Annotated in this window: 5 protein-coding genes; 2 read left to right on the top strand and 3 right to left on the bottom strand. The window is 68.3% G+C overall.

Annotated elements, in window-relative coordinates; genetic code table 11:
* Nucleotides 1-3,919: BTAD domain-containing putative transcriptional regulator (locus A5673_RS03060; RefSeq protein ID WP_156747811.1), on the bottom strand; the 3,919-nt coding region annotated here is incomplete at its 3' end.
* Nucleotides 3,920-4,067: 148 nt separating this feature from the next.
* A complete protein-coding gene (locus tag A5673_RS30550; protein ID WP_068227030.1) occupies nucleotides 4,068-5,078 on the bottom strand; it encodes a PE family protein in 1,011 nt (336 codons plus the stop codon).
* A gap of 96 nt (nucleotides 5,079-5,174) precedes the next feature.
* Here A5673_RS30550 and A5673_RS03050 point away from each other — a divergent pair, with 96 nt between their 5' ends.
* Both A5673_RS03050 and A5673_RS03045 read left to right on the top strand, forming a co-directional pair.
* Entirely contained in the window at nucleotides 5,175-5,792 is a 618-nt protein-coding gene (locus A5673_RS03050) for a hypothetical protein (protein WP_068227029.1), read from the top strand.
* Nucleotides 5,789-8,743 carry a DUF4349 domain-containing protein gene (locus A5673_RS03045; RefSeq protein WP_068227028.1) on the top strand — a complete coding sequence of 985 codons (2,955 nt, stop codon included), beginning with the start codon at nucleotides 5,789-5,791 and terminating at the stop codon, nucleotides 8,741-8,743. The genes A5673_RS03050 and A5673_RS03045 overlap by 4 nt, the downstream gene beginning before the upstream one ends.
* Here A5673_RS03045 and A5673_RS03040 read toward each other — a convergent pair.
* Nucleotides 8,727-18,518, bottom strand: coding sequence for a BTAD domain-containing putative transcriptional regulator (locus A5673_RS03040; protein WP_068227027.1), 9,792 nt, complete (start codon nucleotides 18,516-18,518; stop codon nucleotides 8,727-8,729). The genes A5673_RS03045 and A5673_RS03040 overlap by 17 nt on opposite strands.
* Between the last annotated feature and the right edge of the window lie 176 nt (nucleotides 18,519-18,694).

Here is an 18,694-nt window from a genome sequence, read left to right as displayed (position 1 = left end):
CAATCAAAACGTTGGGTGCGTACATCTGCGCGATCTCGTCCCATGTCTGGCGAGCGATCGCGGCGAGCACGCGCTCACCTGCTCGCACGCATGCGTTGTCGAGTCCTTCGAGAGGCGCTTCAGACGGCGCCGCCGCGGCCGCCGACTGGTCGCGCTCGCCGAGAACGACGCGTGCCTTCTCCGCCAGTGCCGCAGCGCCTTTCCGTTCGTACAAACCGACCGCCCGCTCGGCTGCGGCCCGCGCTCCGGAGACATCCCCGGCAGCGCCCGCAACCATTGCCAGCGTCAGGCACGCGTCGCCGTGGTCGACCAACGCGTCTGTGCGCTCGGCCAGGCTGACTGCGGCCTCGGCGATCCGCCGAGCCTCGCCGTGATCGCCGGAGCGTGCCAGCAGCTGCGCCCGCAGCGTGCGCCAGGCGATTGACGGCTTGAGCGCGTGTCCGGCGAGACGCTCGCTCTCCGCACATAATTCGGCGGCCTCAGCATCCCGGTCGAGCAAGAGGCACGCCCGACCCAGCAGCGCGGCGGTCTCCGCGGTGTCGGCGTCGAGGCCCATCCGGCGAAAGCCGTTGTAGGCCTTCAGCAGATGAGGCTCGGCTGCGGCGGGCTCATCCACGACCAGCTCGACGATGCCGGCGAACTGCTCGACCTCGAGCAGCGCATGGCGCAGGCCTAGCTCGGTGACGGTGCGCCGCGCCGAGTCGATCATCCGGCGGGCCGCCGCGGCACGGCCGCGGAACGCCTCCAGCACGGCCTGGCACCGCGTCGACGTCGCCTCCACGGCGGGGGAGTCGGTCGTTATTCGCAGCAGCCGCACCACGTCCAGGCACCGCCCGCCCGCACGCGGGACGGGGTTGGGTCCCCACAGCGCCGCGAGGGGCGCGTTCGCCAACACGTTGTTTACGCGGCGGTGTTCATGCGCGCGCCGCGCCGCGGTCAGGGCGTCGTCCAGCGCGACCTCGCAGTCACCGATCCGTCCCAGGCGGGCGAGGCACCCCGCCCGAACCGTGTGGGCCTTGGCTTCGCCTGCGGCATCGTCCAATTCGGCCAGCTTCGCGGCTGCCGCGCTCAGTGCGGCCTCGACCTCGTCCAGCCGCTCGGGGTGGATCAGCATCGACAGCTGTCCGTCGAAGCACGTCGCCCACGCCGCCAGCCGCGCGGAATCGACCGTCGTCCCTTGCAATTGCGCGACCGCACCCGCGGCCGACGCCACGTCGCCCGCGGCGAGCAGGGCCTCGCACCGCGCGACCAGCAGCTCGGCGGCCTGGTCGTCGCGATCGGGTAGCTCGTCGTCGATTTCCTCCAGCGCGTGCAGGGCGTGGTCATAGAGGTCGGCCGCCCCTTCGTAGGCGAGTCGGGCCATCGCCTGGTCGGCGGCGCGCCGGCAGTACTCGACGGCCTTGGCCGCGTTTCCCGCCCAGGCGCACTCGAAGTAGTGATGCGCCAGCTCGGCCAGCAGCTCGTCGTCGGCGCCGGGCTGGCTCTCCAGGGTCGCGGCGATGCGCTGGTGCAGCCGCATGCGCCGCACCGACGGCAGCTCGGCGAGCAGAGACTGCCGGACCAGGGCGTGGTTGAACCGGTAGCGCCCGCCGGGCTCCTCGATGACGATGCCGGCCTTGCACGCCTCGTCGAACGCGTCGACCAGGTCGTCGCCGACCACGCGCTCAACCAGTTCCAGGTCGAACCGGCTGCCGACCACCGCGGCCGCGGCAAGCGCTTTGTTCGTCTCGGGCAAAAGCCTCGTGAGGCGGCGGCTTACGGCCTCGCGGACCCCCTGCGGCAGGGTGCTCTGGTCCCAGCGGCCGCCGCTCTCATCGACGTGGCGCAGGGCCTCGATAAGGAAGAACGGGTTGCCCCCGGTGACCGACGCCAGCGCGCGGGCCAGCTCTTCGTCGTGGTAGCCCGCCTCGGCGACGTAGGCCGTCACGTCGTCCTCGTCTAATCCGCTGAGCTGTATCCGATTAGCGCTGCCGTCACGGTGCAGGTCGGCGAGCATCGCCGCGAGCGGATGGGCGCGGTCCAGGTCGGTGCTGCGGTAGGTGCCGATGATCTGGACGCGCGCCCGCTCCCCGAAGCGCAACAGGTGCCGGAGCAACAACAGCGTCGGCTTGGCGGCCCAGTGCAGGTCATCGAGGATCAACACGACGGGCGCGCTCGCCGAGACGACTCCCAGCACGGCAACGACGGCGTCGAACAGTGCATAGCGTTCGGTGTCCGGGTCGGCGCGGGTCGGCGCGGCCAGATCGGGCAGGATGTCGGTCAGCCCGGGCACCAGGGCGAGCAGCGCCTCCACGCCACGCAGCCCGCGCAGGCCGCCGGCACCGAGGCAGGGCACCAGCGCACGCAGCGCTTCCGCGAACGGTTGGTACGGCGCACCGAGGTCCTCGTCGCAGCGACCGTAAATCACCAGGGCGCCTTGGTCGTAGGCCTGCCGGGACCACTCACCGGCCAGCCGCGTCTTACCGACACCCGGTTCGCCGGCGATCAACACCGCGCTGGTGCCCCCGGCAAGTACCGTCTGCCACACGGATAAGAGCCGCTGCAGCTCGTTTCCGCGTCCGACGAACGGCCCGGGTCCGGCCAGCACGGCGGGCAGGGCCGGGCGTTCCATCGGCACATCGGGGGAGGCGGGCTGCGGATGGTCGCCGGCGGTGGCCAGTCGGAGCTCGAAAACGTGCTCGGGGCGCGCTAGGTTGCGCAGCTCGCGCTGTCCCAGGTCGGCGAGCGCAACGTGGTCGGGCAGCGAGTCGATGACGAGCTCGGCGGTCGCACCCGAGCACAGGATCTGACCGCCCACGGCCAGCGACCGCAGGCGCGCGGCGCGATTGACCGCCCGGCCGAAGTAATCGCCGTCGCGAAGTTCGGCCTCCCCGGTGTGCAAGGCCACGCGGATGCGCATCGGCTGCGAAAGGGCCCACGGCTCATGGACAACCGCGTCCTGCAGTTCGATCGCCGCGGCGGCGGCCGCCGACGGGCGGTCGAAGACCGAGAACGTGGCGTCGCCCTCGCCACGGGTCTTGATCAGCCGCCCCCCACGCGAGGTGACGACCTGCTCGACGAGCTCGTCGTGTCGGGCCAGCGCCACCGCCATCGCGCCGGCGTTCGCCTCCCACGCGGCCGTCGACCCTTCGATGTCGGTGAGCAGGAAAGTCACCGCGCGGGTGACCGACGAAACCCGTTGCGTCGCGGGGGCTTCCAAAGCGGCGTCCTGCGCGACGATCAACGCCTCGAGCCGGCGAAGGTTCGGCCCGGGGTCGACACCCAGTTCGTCGGCGAGCAGCGCGCGCGCCCGCTGATACGCACCGAGGGCCTCGCCCTGCCTGCCTGCCCGGTACAGGGCGAGCATCAGCTGACCCCAACGCCTTTCGCGCAGCGGCGCATCGGCCACCGCGGCCTCGAGCTCGCCGACGATCTCGGCGGCGCGGCCCGTCGCGAGCAGCGCATCGGCCCGGTCCTCGACCAGCGCGGCATGGGCCTCGATCCACCGCGTCTTCTCCGGCGTTCCCCGCCGGCCATCGGGCAGTTCGGGGACCCCGCGCCATAGCGCGAGCGCCTCGTCGAAGCAGACCACCGCCCGGCCGTCGTCGTCGGCGGCGGCGGCGTCGCGGCCCAACCGTGCGGCCGTTTTGTAGCGGGCGGCGTCAACCTCGGTCTCGGCCAGGGTCCAGCCGGCCCCCTGCGTCAAAACGAACCCGTCGCCCAGCGTTCGGCGCAGCAAAGAGATGTGGGTCTGCAGGGCCTTGGCCGCCGTGCGCGGGGGATCGTCGCCCCAGAGCAGTTCGACGAGCGAGTCGGCCGACACCACCGAACCGTCGTGCAGCCCGAGCATCGTGAGGATCGCGCGCGGCTTGGCGCCCGGAACCGAGACCGGCAGGCCAGCCTGCCGGACCTCCAGAGGTCCCAAAACCCCCAGCTCCACGAGATGAAGCGTAGTCACGTCCGCAATCGTGGGGGAGGGGATTCAACAACCAGTCAAGATCGAGTAAAAGCCGCCTTAGCCTGCAATTCTGCGCGGCGGCCGGCCGAGCCCGCACCGCGGTCACCGCGGGGCCAGCAACAACGCGGTTTCACAGGAACGGCGCCAGCAGGCCCGCCCGGGCCGGATAGAGCAGCACCGGATCCGTCCATGCCGGCCACAGCAGCGCGGGGTTGGCGCCCGGCGGCGGCCAGTTGTTGTCGTTGGCGTACGCCCACACTTCCCACGGGTTGTCGTAGTACGCGGCTGTCTCGACCAGGCTGAACCAGTCCTCGTTGGGGTGGAGCAGCCAGTAGCCCGTCCCGACGACGTAGCCACCGGCCAGCCAGCCGGCGTAACTGGTCGAGAACAGCGGGCCGAAGAGCCGGTTCTGCCAGACGTGCACCTCTTCGTGGTTGAGCATGACATCGGTGGCGCCCGGGCCGGTCCCGAGGTGGGTGGTGACGTTGCCCATCGTGGTGGCAAACCCCGGCAGGCCGATGCCGCCGCGGTAGACGTGGGAACCCGCGAGCGCGCTGAGCGCGGGGTCGTAGTTGGAGTTGGGATAGAACGCGTTGACGACCTGCACGCCGTAGCCCAGCGCCGTGCCCGGGAATCCCCAGGTGTAGTCGAGCAAACAGGCGGCCCAGCCGCGCCAGTCGCCGAAGTTGTAGATGCCGAACTCGCGCTGGATGAGCAGGTTCGCGTCGTAGATCGCCGCGTCCGCCACGCCCGTCCCGACGGCACTCCCGGTGCCGATCAACGGACGGCCGATGACCGCCTCGGTGGCCGCGTTGGCCGCGCCTAGCACATCCTGCTGCGCGGGCTGCAACAGCAGGGCGGTCGTCGCGTCCGCGGCCGCATACGAGCCGGCGGCCGAGTTCAGCGCCAGCGCAAACTGTTGACCGAACGCGCGGGCCCGGGCGCCGAGCGCCTGATACTCCTGGCCATAGGAGGCGAAGAGCGCCGCCACGGCCCGCGACACCTCGTCGGAGGCGGCGGCCGCGATCCCGCCGGTCGGAAGAGCGGCCGCCAGATGCGCGGCGGTCAGCGAGGAACCGATGTCCTCGACGTCCGCGGCGGCCGAGGTCAACCAGTCGGGGGCCACCATCAGAAGCGACACGCGTGAAGCGTATGCGCGGCTCGTCACGGCAGGTGTCATTTCCGCCCCGTGTTCACAACATTGACAGTGTCATGATGACAGTGTCAGTATGGAGGCGTGGACGACGGGGCGTCGTGGACGCTGGACGAGCTGGTGCGGCGGGTGGCCGTCGGGCTGGCCGATCCCGCCTACCCGGGAGCGCCCAACGGGCGGGTCCGGGAGCTGCCCGATCGGCGGGCGGTTCGCTGGTACACGACGACCGGGCTGGTCGACCGGCCGGCCATGCAAGGACGCACCGCGCTCTACGGCCCGCGCCAGCTGCTGCAGGTCGTCGCGGTCAAACGCCGCCAGGCCGAGGGCCGCTCGCTCGCCGACATCCAGGCCGAACTGGCCGGAGCCACGAACGAAACGCTGCGCAAAGTGGCCGCGGTTTCCGACGAGCTGCTCGTCGCGCAGGCGCCGGCCGACGAGGCGGCGCCGCAACCCGAGCGCCGGCGGCGCTTCTGGGCGGATCCGCCCGCCGCCGCCGAGCCGACCGCCAATGGCGGCGATGACGGTGTCGCGCAGCTGGCCGCGGTGAGCCTGCCCGGCGGCGCGCTGTTGGTGCTGCCCACGGGGCCCGACGAAGACGACGTCACCGCGATCCGTGCGGCCGCGAGGCCGCTCCTCGAACTGCTCGCGCAACGCGGCTTGCTGGCAGGTCCGCTGTCCCTCGATGATCGGAGCCCATCATGACCGTCCCCATTACGTCGATGACCGACGCCGAGGCGACGGGTGCCGCCCCGGATGACGAGGCGGGGCTGGGCGCGCTGCGCACCGAGCGCGGCAACCTACCGCTCGCATGCATCGACGTGCGGGCACAGATCACCGGACTCACCAGCCGGGTGGAACTGACCCAGGACTTCGTCAACGCCCACGACGTGCCGCTGGAGGCCACCTACGTGTTCCCACTGCCGGACCGGGGCGCGGTCACGCGGATGCAGATGACCGCCGACGGGCGGGTCGTCGAGGCCGAACTGCGCGAGCGGGAAGCGGCCCGCGAGGCCTATGACGAGGCGATCGCGTCGGGTCGGCGGGCAGCCATCGCCGAGGAGGAGCGGCCGGACGTTTTCACCATGCGGGTCGGCAACATCTTGCCGGGCGAGCGGGTCAGCATCGCGCTCACGCTCGTCGGCCCCCTCACCTACGAGGACGACGAGGCGACGTTCCGCTTCCCGCTTGTTGTTGCGCCCCGGTACATCCCGGGCGACGCCCTCGCGGACGCCGCGGTCGGCGGCGGCTACGCCGACGACACCGACGCGGTGCCCGACGCGTCGCGGATCACCCCGCCCGTCCTGCTGCCCGGTTTCCCCCGTCCGGTTCCGCTGGCCATCGAGGTCGGCATCGACCCCGCCGGTCTCACGCTGTCGGAGGTCCGGTCGAGCCTGCACGCTGTGTCCACCGCCGACGGCCGGATACGGGTTCAGCCCGGCGAGCGGGCCAACCGGGATTTTGTGCTGCGGCTGCGCTACGGCGCCGACGACTTCACTGATTCGCTTGTGCTGGTGCCGGATTCGGAGGGGGACGAGGGGACCTACCAGCTCACCGTGCTGCCGCCGGTTTCAAGCGCACCGCCGCGCCCTCGGGACCTGGTGCTGGTGCTCGACCGCTCCGGCAGCATGCGCGGATGGAAGATGGTGGCCGCCCGCCGCGCCGCGGCCCGCATCGTCGACACACTGACCGGAGCGGACCGGTTCGCGGTGCTGACATTCGACGATAGGATCGACCGCCCCGCCGGTCTGCCTGACGGGTTGGTCGCCGCCGGCGACCGGAACCGGTACCGCGCCATCGAGCACCTCGCGCGCGCCGACGCCCGCGGCGGCACCGAGATGGCCGCGCCGCTACGGCGGGCGCTCGCCTGGTTGGGTGCGTCCCGCAACGGCGACGGCCGCGACCCCGTCCTCATCCTGGTGACCGACGGCCAGGTCGGTAACGAGGACCAACTGCTGCGCGAGCTGTCCGACGACCTGCGGCGGGTGCGGGTGCACACGGTGGGCATTGACCAGGCCGTCAACGCCGGATTTCTGGGCCGCCTCGCCACGGTCGGCGGCGGGCGGTGCGAGCTGGTGGAAAGCGAGGACCGCCTCGACGACGCGATGGACGCCATTCACCGCCGCATCGGCGCGCCGCTCGCCCACTCGCTGCGACTGCGCGCCGAGGGGCTGACGATCATCGAGGACACGGCGAGCCCGGCCCGGATGCCCGACCTGTTTCCGGGGGCGCCGCTCGTGGTGACCGGGCGGTATCGGGGGAGCGCGACCGGCTCGCTCGCCCTGCGCGGCACCACCCGCGACGGCGGGGACTGGTCGCGGACCGTCGGCGGGCAGCGCCGAGACGCGCCGGCGGTGACCGCGCAGTGGGCGAGGGCCCACCTACGCGACCTCGAAGACCGCTACGCGTCGGCTCCGATGGCGGACTTGGCGAGGCGAATCGTCAATACCTCGTTGCGCTTTGGCGTGTTGTGCCGATTCACCGCCTACGTCGCCGTCGACAGCCGGATAGTTGCCGACGGCCCCGCGCAGCACCGGGTGATGCAGCCCGTGGAGGCGCCGGCCGGATGGGAACTGAGCGAGACACCCGACCAACCCATGCTTGCGGCCGCGCCGCCACCCCAATTCGCCCCGGCCGGACTAGCTTCCTTTGCCGGGCCGATGCCGTCGGCTGCGGCCTCCCCTGGCGCGATGCCCAGCCCGCCTGTGACGCCCGCCGCCGCGCCCTCAGGGTCCTCATCAGCGCGAACGGTCAAGCTGCGCAACGTGATCGCGGTGGCGGTGGTCGGCGCGCTGATCATCGGCGTCGGCTGGGTCGGGTCGCTGAGCCGGGGCGGCTTCTCCACCCCGACGCACGGCGGCATAGTGAGCGGCAAGACCACTGCGCCAGTCCCCGGGACGAGGGCCGGCGCTCCGGAGAACACCATCGCAGCACCGGAGGCGCCGCCCCCGCCGCAGGCCCCCCAGGACGGCACCTTCAAACGTGACATCGTCACGACGGGGTCCCTGCAGCTGGTCGTCGCCGGGCCCGCCCAGGCCGCCGACCGGCTCGTCTCCGCCGTGACCGACGCCGGCGGGCGTGTGGATTCGCGAGAGGAACGATCCGGATCGTCTTCGCCGACGGTGGATCTCGTGTTGCGCATTCCGGCGGACAAACTCGACGGCGTCCTGGCCGACGCCAAGAAACTCGGGGCCGTCGAGTCGATGTCGATCAACCACTCCGACGTCACCACGCAGCGCGTCGACCTCGATGCCCGCATCCAGGCGTTGCAGACCTCGGTCGATCGCCTGTTGGACCTCATGCGCCGGGCCGGCAGCGTCGGCGACCTGCTCGCGGCCGAGTCGTCGTTGACCCAACGACAAGCGGAGCTGGATTCGCTCAGGGCGCAGCGCGCAACCCTCGGCGACCAGATCTCGTATGCGACGATCAACGTCAGCCTCTCGGTCAAAACGACTGTGAAGCACACTGGTTTCCTGGCCGCGCTCGGACGCGGTTGGCAGTCGCTGCTCTCCGCCGGCCATGCCCTCGTGGTGACGGTCGGGTTCCTCATCCCGTGGATTCCGGTGCTGGCCGTGCTGGCGCTGATTACCTTCGTGGTGGTGCGCCGCAAGCCTTTCCGGGGTAAACCGTCAAGCGAAGCTAGCCGGATCGATTGAGCTCGTCGAACCTCGCGAGCGCGGAGTCGAGGTCTGCCTCGTCGAACATTTCGCAGCGGCTGATCAAATCGCCTTCGATGGTGAAGATGTCGATCATCCGCCACTCGGCGTCGAACTCCTCGCGCGAAACACCACGGGCAACGTGGGTGACGACCGCTCCTAGGTCGCTCAGCCGGTGCACCGCTTCCCAATAAAGGCTGATTCTGGGTGTGAGGTCCCAGACGGCCTGGATGGACTCGGGTAGATCACTTGCCTCGATCGTTACGAGCGGGCGATGGTCGATGTAGACAAAGTCCGGTGTCATTGCGGGAAGTTCATGTCGGTTGACTCCCGCGTACACCCCTGCGATTACCGACCAGGCGTGTGCGTGGTCGGCCCCTTCGCCCGCGAGATATCGGGCGTCGAGCTCTGCTAACGCCGCGTCGGTGTCGTCGGAGTCGAACATGATGATCGCCGCGATCCGATCGTCGGTCTCGATCTCGGTGACGCACAGCGCCTCGCTGGGGAACGCCTCCGGCCCCTCGTCGTTGGCTGACCATCGGACGCAACTGAGGGCGAGCCGCCGCCCCCGAGTGGCGATGACCTCTGAAATCGCGATCGCGACTCCATAGTCGGTGGTCTCGCGCAATTTCGCGATCACCCTGTCGCGACTTTGCCAGAGCCCGGCATTCACTACGTGGCGGCGATCGTCGCTATAACTATCACCGATAAGCATGTCGGCCATAGCAGCCCAGTTGCGGCCAGCCAGGTACTCAAAGAAGCGTTCGATCACTCTGCTTGCCGCGTTTTCCAGCCGTGGTGACTGAGGCTGCAGTTCCTCAAATCGGGCGAGGGCGGCGTCGAGGTCTGTCTCGTCGAAAATTTCGATACGGTTGAGCAGATCGCCTTCGACCGTGACAACGACGATCTCCCGCCACTCTCCGCCGAAGCCCTGTTGCGACGTCCCACGCACCACCTGTGTGATGACCGCTCCGAGATCGGTCAGTCGATGCGCAGCCTCGACGTAGCTGTTGACGTCCGGCGCGACCTCCCACGTGGCCTGGATGTAGGCGATCAGCTCGCCGGGCGCGAAGGCAATCGCGCGCCGGTGGTCGATGCTCACCCAGTCTTGAGTTGTCTGGGGTAGCTCGCGCCGGTTGGTCGCGACGTAGGCACTGGCGATGACCGACCACGTGTGTGCATGTGTCGCCGATTCGCCCGCGAGATATCGAGCGTCGAGCGCCTCGAACGCGGCGTCGAGCTCGTCAAGGTCGAACAGCTCGGCCGCAGTGAGCCGGTAGCCGGCGTCGATCTCAACGATGCCGATCATTGGGGTGCTGGTCTCCCCGGGTTCAAAGCCACGGACCGAGGACCAAACACGAATGAGGGCGAGGCATTGCCCGCGGGTCGCGATGACGGTCGACGCAATACCCTCGAACCCGACCTCTGCGACTGCTCGATAATTTGCGACATGGGCATCACGACCGCGTAGGACACCGGCGTTGACAACCCGGCGGTGATCAAATGTGGAAAAGTCTTCGGTCATCGTCTCGGCCATCGCGGCCCAGTCGCGAGTCGCGAAGCAGGCCCATTCGCGTTCTACCGCTTGGCTTGCCGCGTTTTCCAGTCGGCGCGTTTGCGGCTGAAGTTCGTCAAATCGGGCGAGCGCGGCGTCGAGGTCTGACTCGTCGAATAGTTCGAGCCGGTTGATGCGGTCGCCGTCGATTGTGAGGAGTTGGACCATTCGCCACTCGACGTTGAAGCCCTCCACTGCGGTCCCACGTGAAGTATTGGTGAGGACCGCGCCGAAATCGTCGATCCGATGGACTTTGTCAATGTGGATTCTGAGGTCCGGCGCGATGTCCATGGAGGTGCGGATGTGTGTGAGTAGTTGGCTGGAGGTGAATGGCGTAGCTCGCCGGTGATCTTCGGTAATCCAGTCCACCGCAGGGAGTTCGTGCCGGTTGAATGCCGCGTAGATGCCTGCGATTACTGACCACGTGTGCGCATGGGCGGCGGCTTCGCCGGCGAGGTATCTCGCGTCAAGCTCCTCGAATGCAACGTCGATGTCGTCGAGGTCGAACGTGACAATCGCCTTAATCATGTTGTTGGCGTTGGTCTCGACGACGCCGAGCGCCTCTGCGAGGAACGTCGCCGAGGCTTGATCATGACCCGAGAAGCAGACACGACCGAGGGAGAGGCGCTCGCCACGCGTCGCTAGGACGGTCCCTGTGATGTTCTTCGTCCCGACGTCGGCGGTGGCCTTCATGCCCGCGATCTCGGCGTCCCTGCCGTGTCGGATTCCCGCGCCCACAACGCGACGGCGATCGTCGGTGCAAATGTCGTCGGCGAACAATTCCGCCATGGCGCCCCAGTCGCGGGTCGCGAAGTATGCACCAATCCGCTCGCCTATCCGGGTTGTCGCGTTTTCCAGCCGCGGCGGCTGCAGTTGCAGTTCCTCGAAGCGGGCCAGCGCGGCGTCGAGGTCTGCCTCATCAAAGACTTCGACGCGGCTGTAGACGTCGCCTTCGACTATGCACATGACGATTGCCCGCCACTCGGCGTCAAAGCCCTCTTGCGAGATTCCGCTCGCAGCGTGGGTGACGACCGCTCCCAGGTTGCTCAGCCGATGTACAGCTTCGACGCGTGCGCTGAGATCCGGCATCAGGTCCCATACGGCGGGAAGATAGGCGGCCAGATCTTCAGGCTCGGTCGTCAAGACCGCTCGATGGTCGAGGTAAATCGGATCCGTTGTCATGCCTGGAAGCTCGTGCCGATTGACCGCGGAATAGCCCCGCGTTATCACCGCCCACGTCCGCGCGTGGTCGGCGGCTTCGCCGGCGAGATATCGGGCATCGAGTTCCTCGAAGGCGGCGTCGATGTCGTCAACGTCGAATAGGACCGCCTCCGCTATTCGTCCGTCGGTATCGTGCTCGATGACCTGAAGGGCATTGAGTTGGATCGCTTCGCGATCGGGCCCAGAGCCTTGCCAGTGAGTAAGAAGGAGGCGGTCGCCCCGGCTCGCGATGATGGCCACACTGGCCGTCGTCAACAACCCGATTTCGGCCGACACCCGTAGGTCTTCGATTGCGGCATCCCGACCATCTCGGATCCCGGCGTTCACGACTCGGCGGCGGTCGTCGCAGTAATAATTCTCGGCGAAGTCCTGTGCCATGGCGTCCCAGTCGTGGGCATTAAAGTGCGCCAAAAAGCGCCCTGCCACGGTATTGTCCAGGCCGGATCTCGACCGGCTGAGCTGTTCGAATTTGGCGATCGCGGCGTCGAGATCTTCCTCGTCGAAGACTTCTAGACGGTCGATTCGGTCACCATCGATCGTGAGAACGTTGACCACCCGCCACTCGGCGTTGACGCCCTGTTGTGAGGTCTCATGCGACACAGAGCTGACCACGGCTCCAAGATCGTTCAGCCGATGCACAGTCTCGATCGAGCTGCTCGCATGGGATGCGAGGTTCCACGCGGCGAGTAACGCACGCAGTTCGCCGGGCGCAAACGACATCCCATGCCGGTGGTCGACGTTAACCCAATCTGGCGTCGTCCGAAGGGGTTCGCGCCGGTTGAGTGCGGCGTACGCCTGCGTGACGACCGACCAGGTGTGTGCGTGGGTCACCGCCTCCCCGGCGACGTACCGCGCGTCGAGCTCTGCTAGGGCGGATTCAAAATCGTCGAGCTCGAACACGACGATCGCCGCGATCTGATTGTGCGAATTGATTTCGACGACGCTCAGCGCATCCGCGCCGAACTCCGCGGGCCCGCCACCGCGCATCGCGGCGCGGATGAGGATGAGACGCTCGCTGCGGGCTGCGATGACGACGAACGCCGAGTGCGTGATCCCGACCTCGGCGACGGCCTGCATGTTAGCGATCTCGGCATCTCGACCGTGTCGGATCCCTGCGTTTACGGCCCGACGGCGATCGTCGCTAACGAAGTCTTCAGCCAGTACCTTCGCGAGCCCATCCCAGTCGCGGGCTTCCAAGTACGCCGAGTGGCGCGCGGTCACTTGACTTGCGGTGTTTTCCAGCCGCCGGGCCTGCGGGCGTAGCTCCTCGAAGCGTGCGACGGCGACTTCGACGTCATCCTCTTCGTAGACCTCCACCCGCGGTCCGTCGGCAAGGAACACAAAGGTGCGACCCCACTGCAATTCGTTCCCGTTCGAGTCGGTGCCTTCGATGACGAGGGTGGAGACGAGCCCGTGGGCGCCGAGCGCATGTATGGCCTTCATCCAATAGCGGGCGTCGGGCACCAGTGTCCACAGCTCCTCGATCGCGCGCCCGTAGTGTTCCGCCGACCCGAATGGGACACGTCGATGATCGGCAAACGTAAGTCGCCCAAGCATTGGCCCCGGCTCGTGACGGTTGAGCTCCTCAAGCGTGTCCATTACGGACTGCAAGACGTTCCCTTGGGCAGCCGCTTCGCCGGCGAGATAGCGGGCGTCGAGCTCACCGATGGCGGCTTCGAAGTCGTCGAGGTCGAACACGACCCGCGCCACGACCTGGTCGTCGCGACCGATCTCGAAGACGCTGAGGAGCTCGTTGTGGAACGCCTCGCCTGAGTATCGGGCACGGCGAAGGACAAGGCGCTCGCCGCGCGTTGCGATGACGGTAGACGCTATTTCCCTGACACCCAGGTCGGCCTGCGCGCGCGCATCGAGGACCGCGGCATCCCGACCGCGCCTGATGCCCGCATTCACGACTCGGCGCCGGTCGTCGCTGAAAACGTCGGCGGCCAGCATCTCGGTCACCGCGGTCCAGTCGCGGGCCTCGAAGTGCGCCTCGAGACGCTCGGTAATTTGGCTGGCCCAGTTCTTTAACCCCGGCGCCGCCCGGCTGAGCTGATCGAGCCGCGCAATCGCTGTGTCCAGGTCCGCTTCGTCGAATACCTCGCAGCGGTCGATCAGGTCGCCCGCAACCGTCAGAAGTGAGATCATCCGCCATTCGGCGTCGAAGCCCTCGCGCGAGGTCCCATACGCCGCATGGGTGAGGACCGCGCCAGCATCTGTGAGCTGATGCACAGCCTCGATGTACATTTTCGTGTCCGGCGCGAGATCCCATGTGGCACGGAGTAATGAGGCCAAGTCGCTCGCCTCGAAACTGGCGGCCGACCGATGATCAACGTATGCCCAGTCCGGGGTCGCCGCGAAAACTTCGTGCCGGTTGAGCGCGGCGTAGCCATCTCTGATGACCGACCAGGTGTGTGAGTACGCAGCCGCTTCGCCGGCCAGGTACCGAGCGTCAAGCTCGGCGAGGGCGGCCTCAAAATCGTCGAGGTCGAAAACGATTCGCGCCACGCCTCGTCCGTCGTCATCGAGCTCGACGATGTCGAAGCCGGCTAGAGAAAACGCATCAGGTCCCTGATCTTGGCACGAGATTTGGACACGACTGAGGGCGAGGTTTGCACCACGGGTAGCGACGACATGTGAGGTCAAATTGATTGCGACCTCGGCCATGGCCGTAAATTCGGCAATCATGGCATTAGGGCCACGTCGGATGCCCGCATTGACTACCCGGCGGCGGTCCTCGCTCCAGAGGTCGTCAGATAACATCTCGGCTATCGCGCCCCAATCTCGGGCTGCGTAGCAGACCTTGAATCGCTCGTAAAGCCGGCTCGCCGCGTTTTCCAGCCGCCGCGCCGGGCGGTGTGACTCTTCCTCGAATCGAGCGGCCGCGGCGTCGAGTTCGGCGAGCGCGGCATCCATGTCATCGACGTCGAACCACACCTGCCACGCGACTTGCCCGTCATCGTTGATGGCATACAGCTGAAGAAGCTCGTCTTGCGGCGCTCCGGGACTCACGTCGGGACTGCTCGTTATTAGCCGGGAGAGGGCTAGTCGCTCGCCTCGCGCGGCCACCATGACGTGGTCGACCCGCACGGTGCCCATCTCGAGCTCGCGCCTCATCGCATGTCGTACCGCTTCCGAGGAGAGGGTCAGACCGACTATCTTCCGGCGACTCTCGATCGAGGCATCGGGCGCGAACAGCGCCTCGACCTCGTCCCAGGCTCTCCGGTGAATAGCGGCCATCACACGTTCACCCACTCGCGCGGCCGCGTTGTCCAGCTTGACGCTCGGAGCTTTGGGTGGAGCCTCGGCCACCGGCTGAACGCGCGTGCCCAGCAGGTTACGCGCCTTGTCGGCAAGCGCCGCAGCGCCTTTCCGTTCGTACAGGCCGACGGCCCGCTCGGCGGCAGCCCGCGCCCCGGCGGCGTCGCCGGCGGCACCGAGAACAGTTGCCAGCGCGGAGCATGCGTCGCCGTGATCGACCAACGCGTCGGTCCGTTCGGCCAGGCTGACGGCGGCCTCGGCGACCCGGCGCGCCGCGTCATGATCATCCTCGCGCGAAAGCAGCCGCGCCCGCAGCGTACGCCACGCGATCGACGGCTTCAACGCGTGGCCGGCGAGACGCTCGCTCTCCGAACACAATTCGTCGGCCTCGGCGTCGCGGCCAAGCGAGAGACATGTGCGACCCAGCAGCGCGGCAGTCTCGGCGGTATCGGCGTCGAGACCCATGCGACGAAATCCGTTGTAGGCCTTGCGCAGATGCGGCTCGGCTGTGGCAGGATCGTCCACGACCAGCTCTACGATGCCGGCGAACTGCTCGACCTCGAGAAGGGCATGGCGCAGGCCGAGCTCGGTGGCCGTGCGCCGGGCCGAGTCGATCATCCGCCGCGCCGCCGCGGCGCGGCCGCGGAAAGCCTCCAGCACGGCCTGGCAGCGCGTCGACGTCGCCTCCACGGCGGGGGAGTCGGTCGTTATTCGCAGCAGCCGCACCACGTCCAGACACCGCCCGCCGGCGCGCGGGACCGGGTTGGGTCCCCATAGCGCCGCCAGCGGCGCTTGGGCCAACACCGCGTTCACCCGGCGGTGTTCACGCGCGCGCCGCGCCGCAGTCAGGGCGTCGTCGAGGGCGATTTCGCAGTCGCCGATTCTCCCGAGCCGCGCCAGGCAGCCGGCACGGACGGTGTGGGCCATGGCTTCGCCGGCGGCGTCGTCGAGCGCGGCGAGTCTATTGGCGGCCGCTCCCACCGCGGCCTCGATCTCGTCCAACCGCTCGGGATGGGTCAGCATCGACAGCTGTCCGTCGAAGCACGTCGCCCATGCCGCTAGACGAGCTGAATCGACTGTCGAGCTTTGCAATTGAGAGACCGCACCGGCCGCGGAGGCTACGTCACCGGCGGCCAGCAGCGCCTCGCAGCGTGCGACCAGCAGCTCGGCGGTCTGATCGTCGCGGTCGGGCAGCTCGTCGTCGATCTCTTCCAGCGCGTGCAAAGCCCGATCGTACAGGTCAGCGGCGCCTTCGTAAGCGAGGCGAGCCATCGCCTGGTCCGCGGCACGCCTGCAGTAGTCAACGGCCTTGGCCGCGTTGCCCGCCCACGCGCATTCGAAATAGTGGTAAGCCAGTTCGGCCAGCAACTCGTCGTTGGCGCCGGGCTGAGTCTCCAGCGTCGTGGCGATGCGCTGGTGCAGCCGCATCCGTCGCACCGACGCCAACTCCGCCAACAGCGACTGCCGCACCAGTGCGTGGTTGAACCGGTAGTTTCCGCCCGACTCTTCGATGACGATGCCGGCCTTGCACGCTTCGTCGAACGCGTCCAGGAGGTCGTCACCAACGACCCGCTCGACCAGTTCCAAGCCGAATCGGCTGCCGACAACCGCCGCGGCCCCAAGGGCTTTGTTGGTCTCGGGCGTGAGTCGCGAAAGGCGACGGCTCACCGCCTCGCGTACCCCCTGGGGCAGGGTGCTCTGGTCCCACCGGCCGCCACTTTCGTCGACGTGCCGCAGGGCCTCGATGAGGAAGAAGGGATTGCCGCCCGTCACCGACGCCAACGCCCGGGCCAGCTCCTCGTCGTCGTAGCCGGCCTCGGCGACATACGCCGTCACGTCGTCCGCGTCGAGGCCGCTCAGCTGAAGGCGATCGCCCGTGCCGTCCCGGTGCAGGTCGGCGAGCATCGCCGCCAGAGGATGGGAGCGGTCGAGATCGGTGCTGCGGTAGGTGCCGATGATCTGCACACGCGACCGCTCGCCGAAACGCAGCAGATGCCGCAGGAGGAGCAGCGTGGGTTTGGCCGCCCAGTGCAGGTCGTCGAGGATCAGGACGACGGGCGCGCTCGTCGACGCGACACCCAGCACGGTGACGACGGCGTCGAACAGTGCGTAGCGTTCGGTGTCGGGGTCGGCTCGCGTCGGCGCGGCCAGATCGGGGAGCAGATCGGTCAGTCCGGGAACCAGGGGGAGTAGCGCCTCGACACCGCGCAGCCCGTGCAGCCTGTCGGCGCCGACGCATGGCAACAGCGAGCGCAATGCCTCTGCGAATGGTTGGTAGGGCGCGCCGAGGTCCTCGTCGCAACGGCCGTAAATCACCAGTGCGCCTTGGTCATAGGCCTGCCTTGACCATTCGCCCGCCAGCCGGGTTTTGCCGACACCCGGTTCGCCGGCGATCAGCACCGCGTTCGTGGCGCCCGCGAGGGTGGTCTGCCACGCGGAATATAGCCGCTCGAACTCACGCCCGCGTCCGACGAACGGCCCCGTGCCGGCGAGCACTGCGGGAAGGCTCGGCCGTTCGATGGGCACCTCGCTGGTCTGCGGTTGAGGACCATCCTCGTCGGTTTCCAGCCGGAGTTCGAAGACGTGCTCCGGGCGGGTGAGGTTGCGCAGCTTGCGCATTCCCAGGTCGGCTAGCGCAACGTCGTCGGGGAGTGAGTCGATGACGAGTTCGGCGATCGCACCCGAGCACAAAATCTGACCGCCCTCGGCCAACGACCGCAGCCGCGCGGCGCGGTTGACGGCCCGGCCGAAGTAGTCGCCGTCTCTCAGCTCGGCCTCGCCGGTGTGCAACGCCACGCGGACACGCATGGGTTCGGCCAGCGCCCACGGCTCGTGACTGATCGCGTCTTGCAGCTCGATAGCGGCGGCAGCGGCCGCCGACGGCCGCTCGAAGACCGAGAACGTCGCATCACCCTCGCCGCGCGTCTTGATCAGCCGTCCGCCGCGCGAGGTGACGACCTGTTCGACGAGCTCGTCGTGTCGTGCGAGCGCCAGCGCCATCGCGTCGGCCTGCGCCTCCCAGGCGGCCGTTGAGCCCTCGATGTCGGTCAGCAGGAAGGTCACCGGGCGCGTGACCGCCGGACCATGTTGTGCTGCAGGGACTTCCAGTGCGGCATCTTGCGCGACGATCGCGGCCTCGAGCCGGCGAAGGTCCGGCCCGGGATCGACCCCCAATTCGTCGGCCAGCAGCGACCGGGCACGTCGATAGGCGCCGAGCGCCTCGCCCTGCCTACCGGCGCGGTAGAGGGCGAGCATCAGCTGGCCCCATCGTCTTTCACGTAGCGGCGCGTCGGCTACCGCGGCTTCGAGCTCGCCGATGATCTCGGCTGCGCGGCCCGTCGCGAGCAGCGCATCGGCCCGGTCTTCCACCAGCGCCGCATGGCCCTCGATCCAGCGCGTGTTTTCGGATGTTCCCCGCCGGCCATCGGGCAGTTCGGGTATTCCGCGCCACAGGGTAAGGGCCTCCTCGAAGCGGGCCACCGCCTGGCCCGTGTCGCCGGCTGCGGCGGCATCGCGACCCATTCGCGCGGCCCCCTTGTAGCGCGAGGCATCAACGTCGGCGTCGGCCAGGGTCCAACCCGTTCCCTCGGTCACCACAAAGCCGTCGCCGAGGATGCGACGCAGCAAGGAGATGTGGGTCTGCAGGGCCTTGGCAGCGGTGCGCGGCGGATCCTCGCCCCAGAGCAGCTCCACGAGGGTATCGGCCGAGACAATGGAACCGGCGTGCAGCCCGAGCATCGTAAGAATGGCGCGAGGTTTTGCGCCGGGGATCGTGACCGGCGTGCCCTCGCGCCGGACCTGGAGAGGTCCCAAAACCCCCAGTTCCACCTCTAGAAGAGTAGTCACGTCCGCAATCGTCGGTAAGACGATTCAACAAGCAGTCAAGATCTAGTAAAAGCTCCCTCACCTGGAAG

Origin of the sequence: Mycobacterium sp. E3198 (assembly GCF_001667015.1) — a bacterium.
Lineage (GTDB): Bacteria > Actinomycetota > Actinomycetes > Mycobacteriales > Mycobacteriaceae > Mycobacterium.
This window is presented reverse-complemented; position numbering and strand designations above follow the sequence as displayed.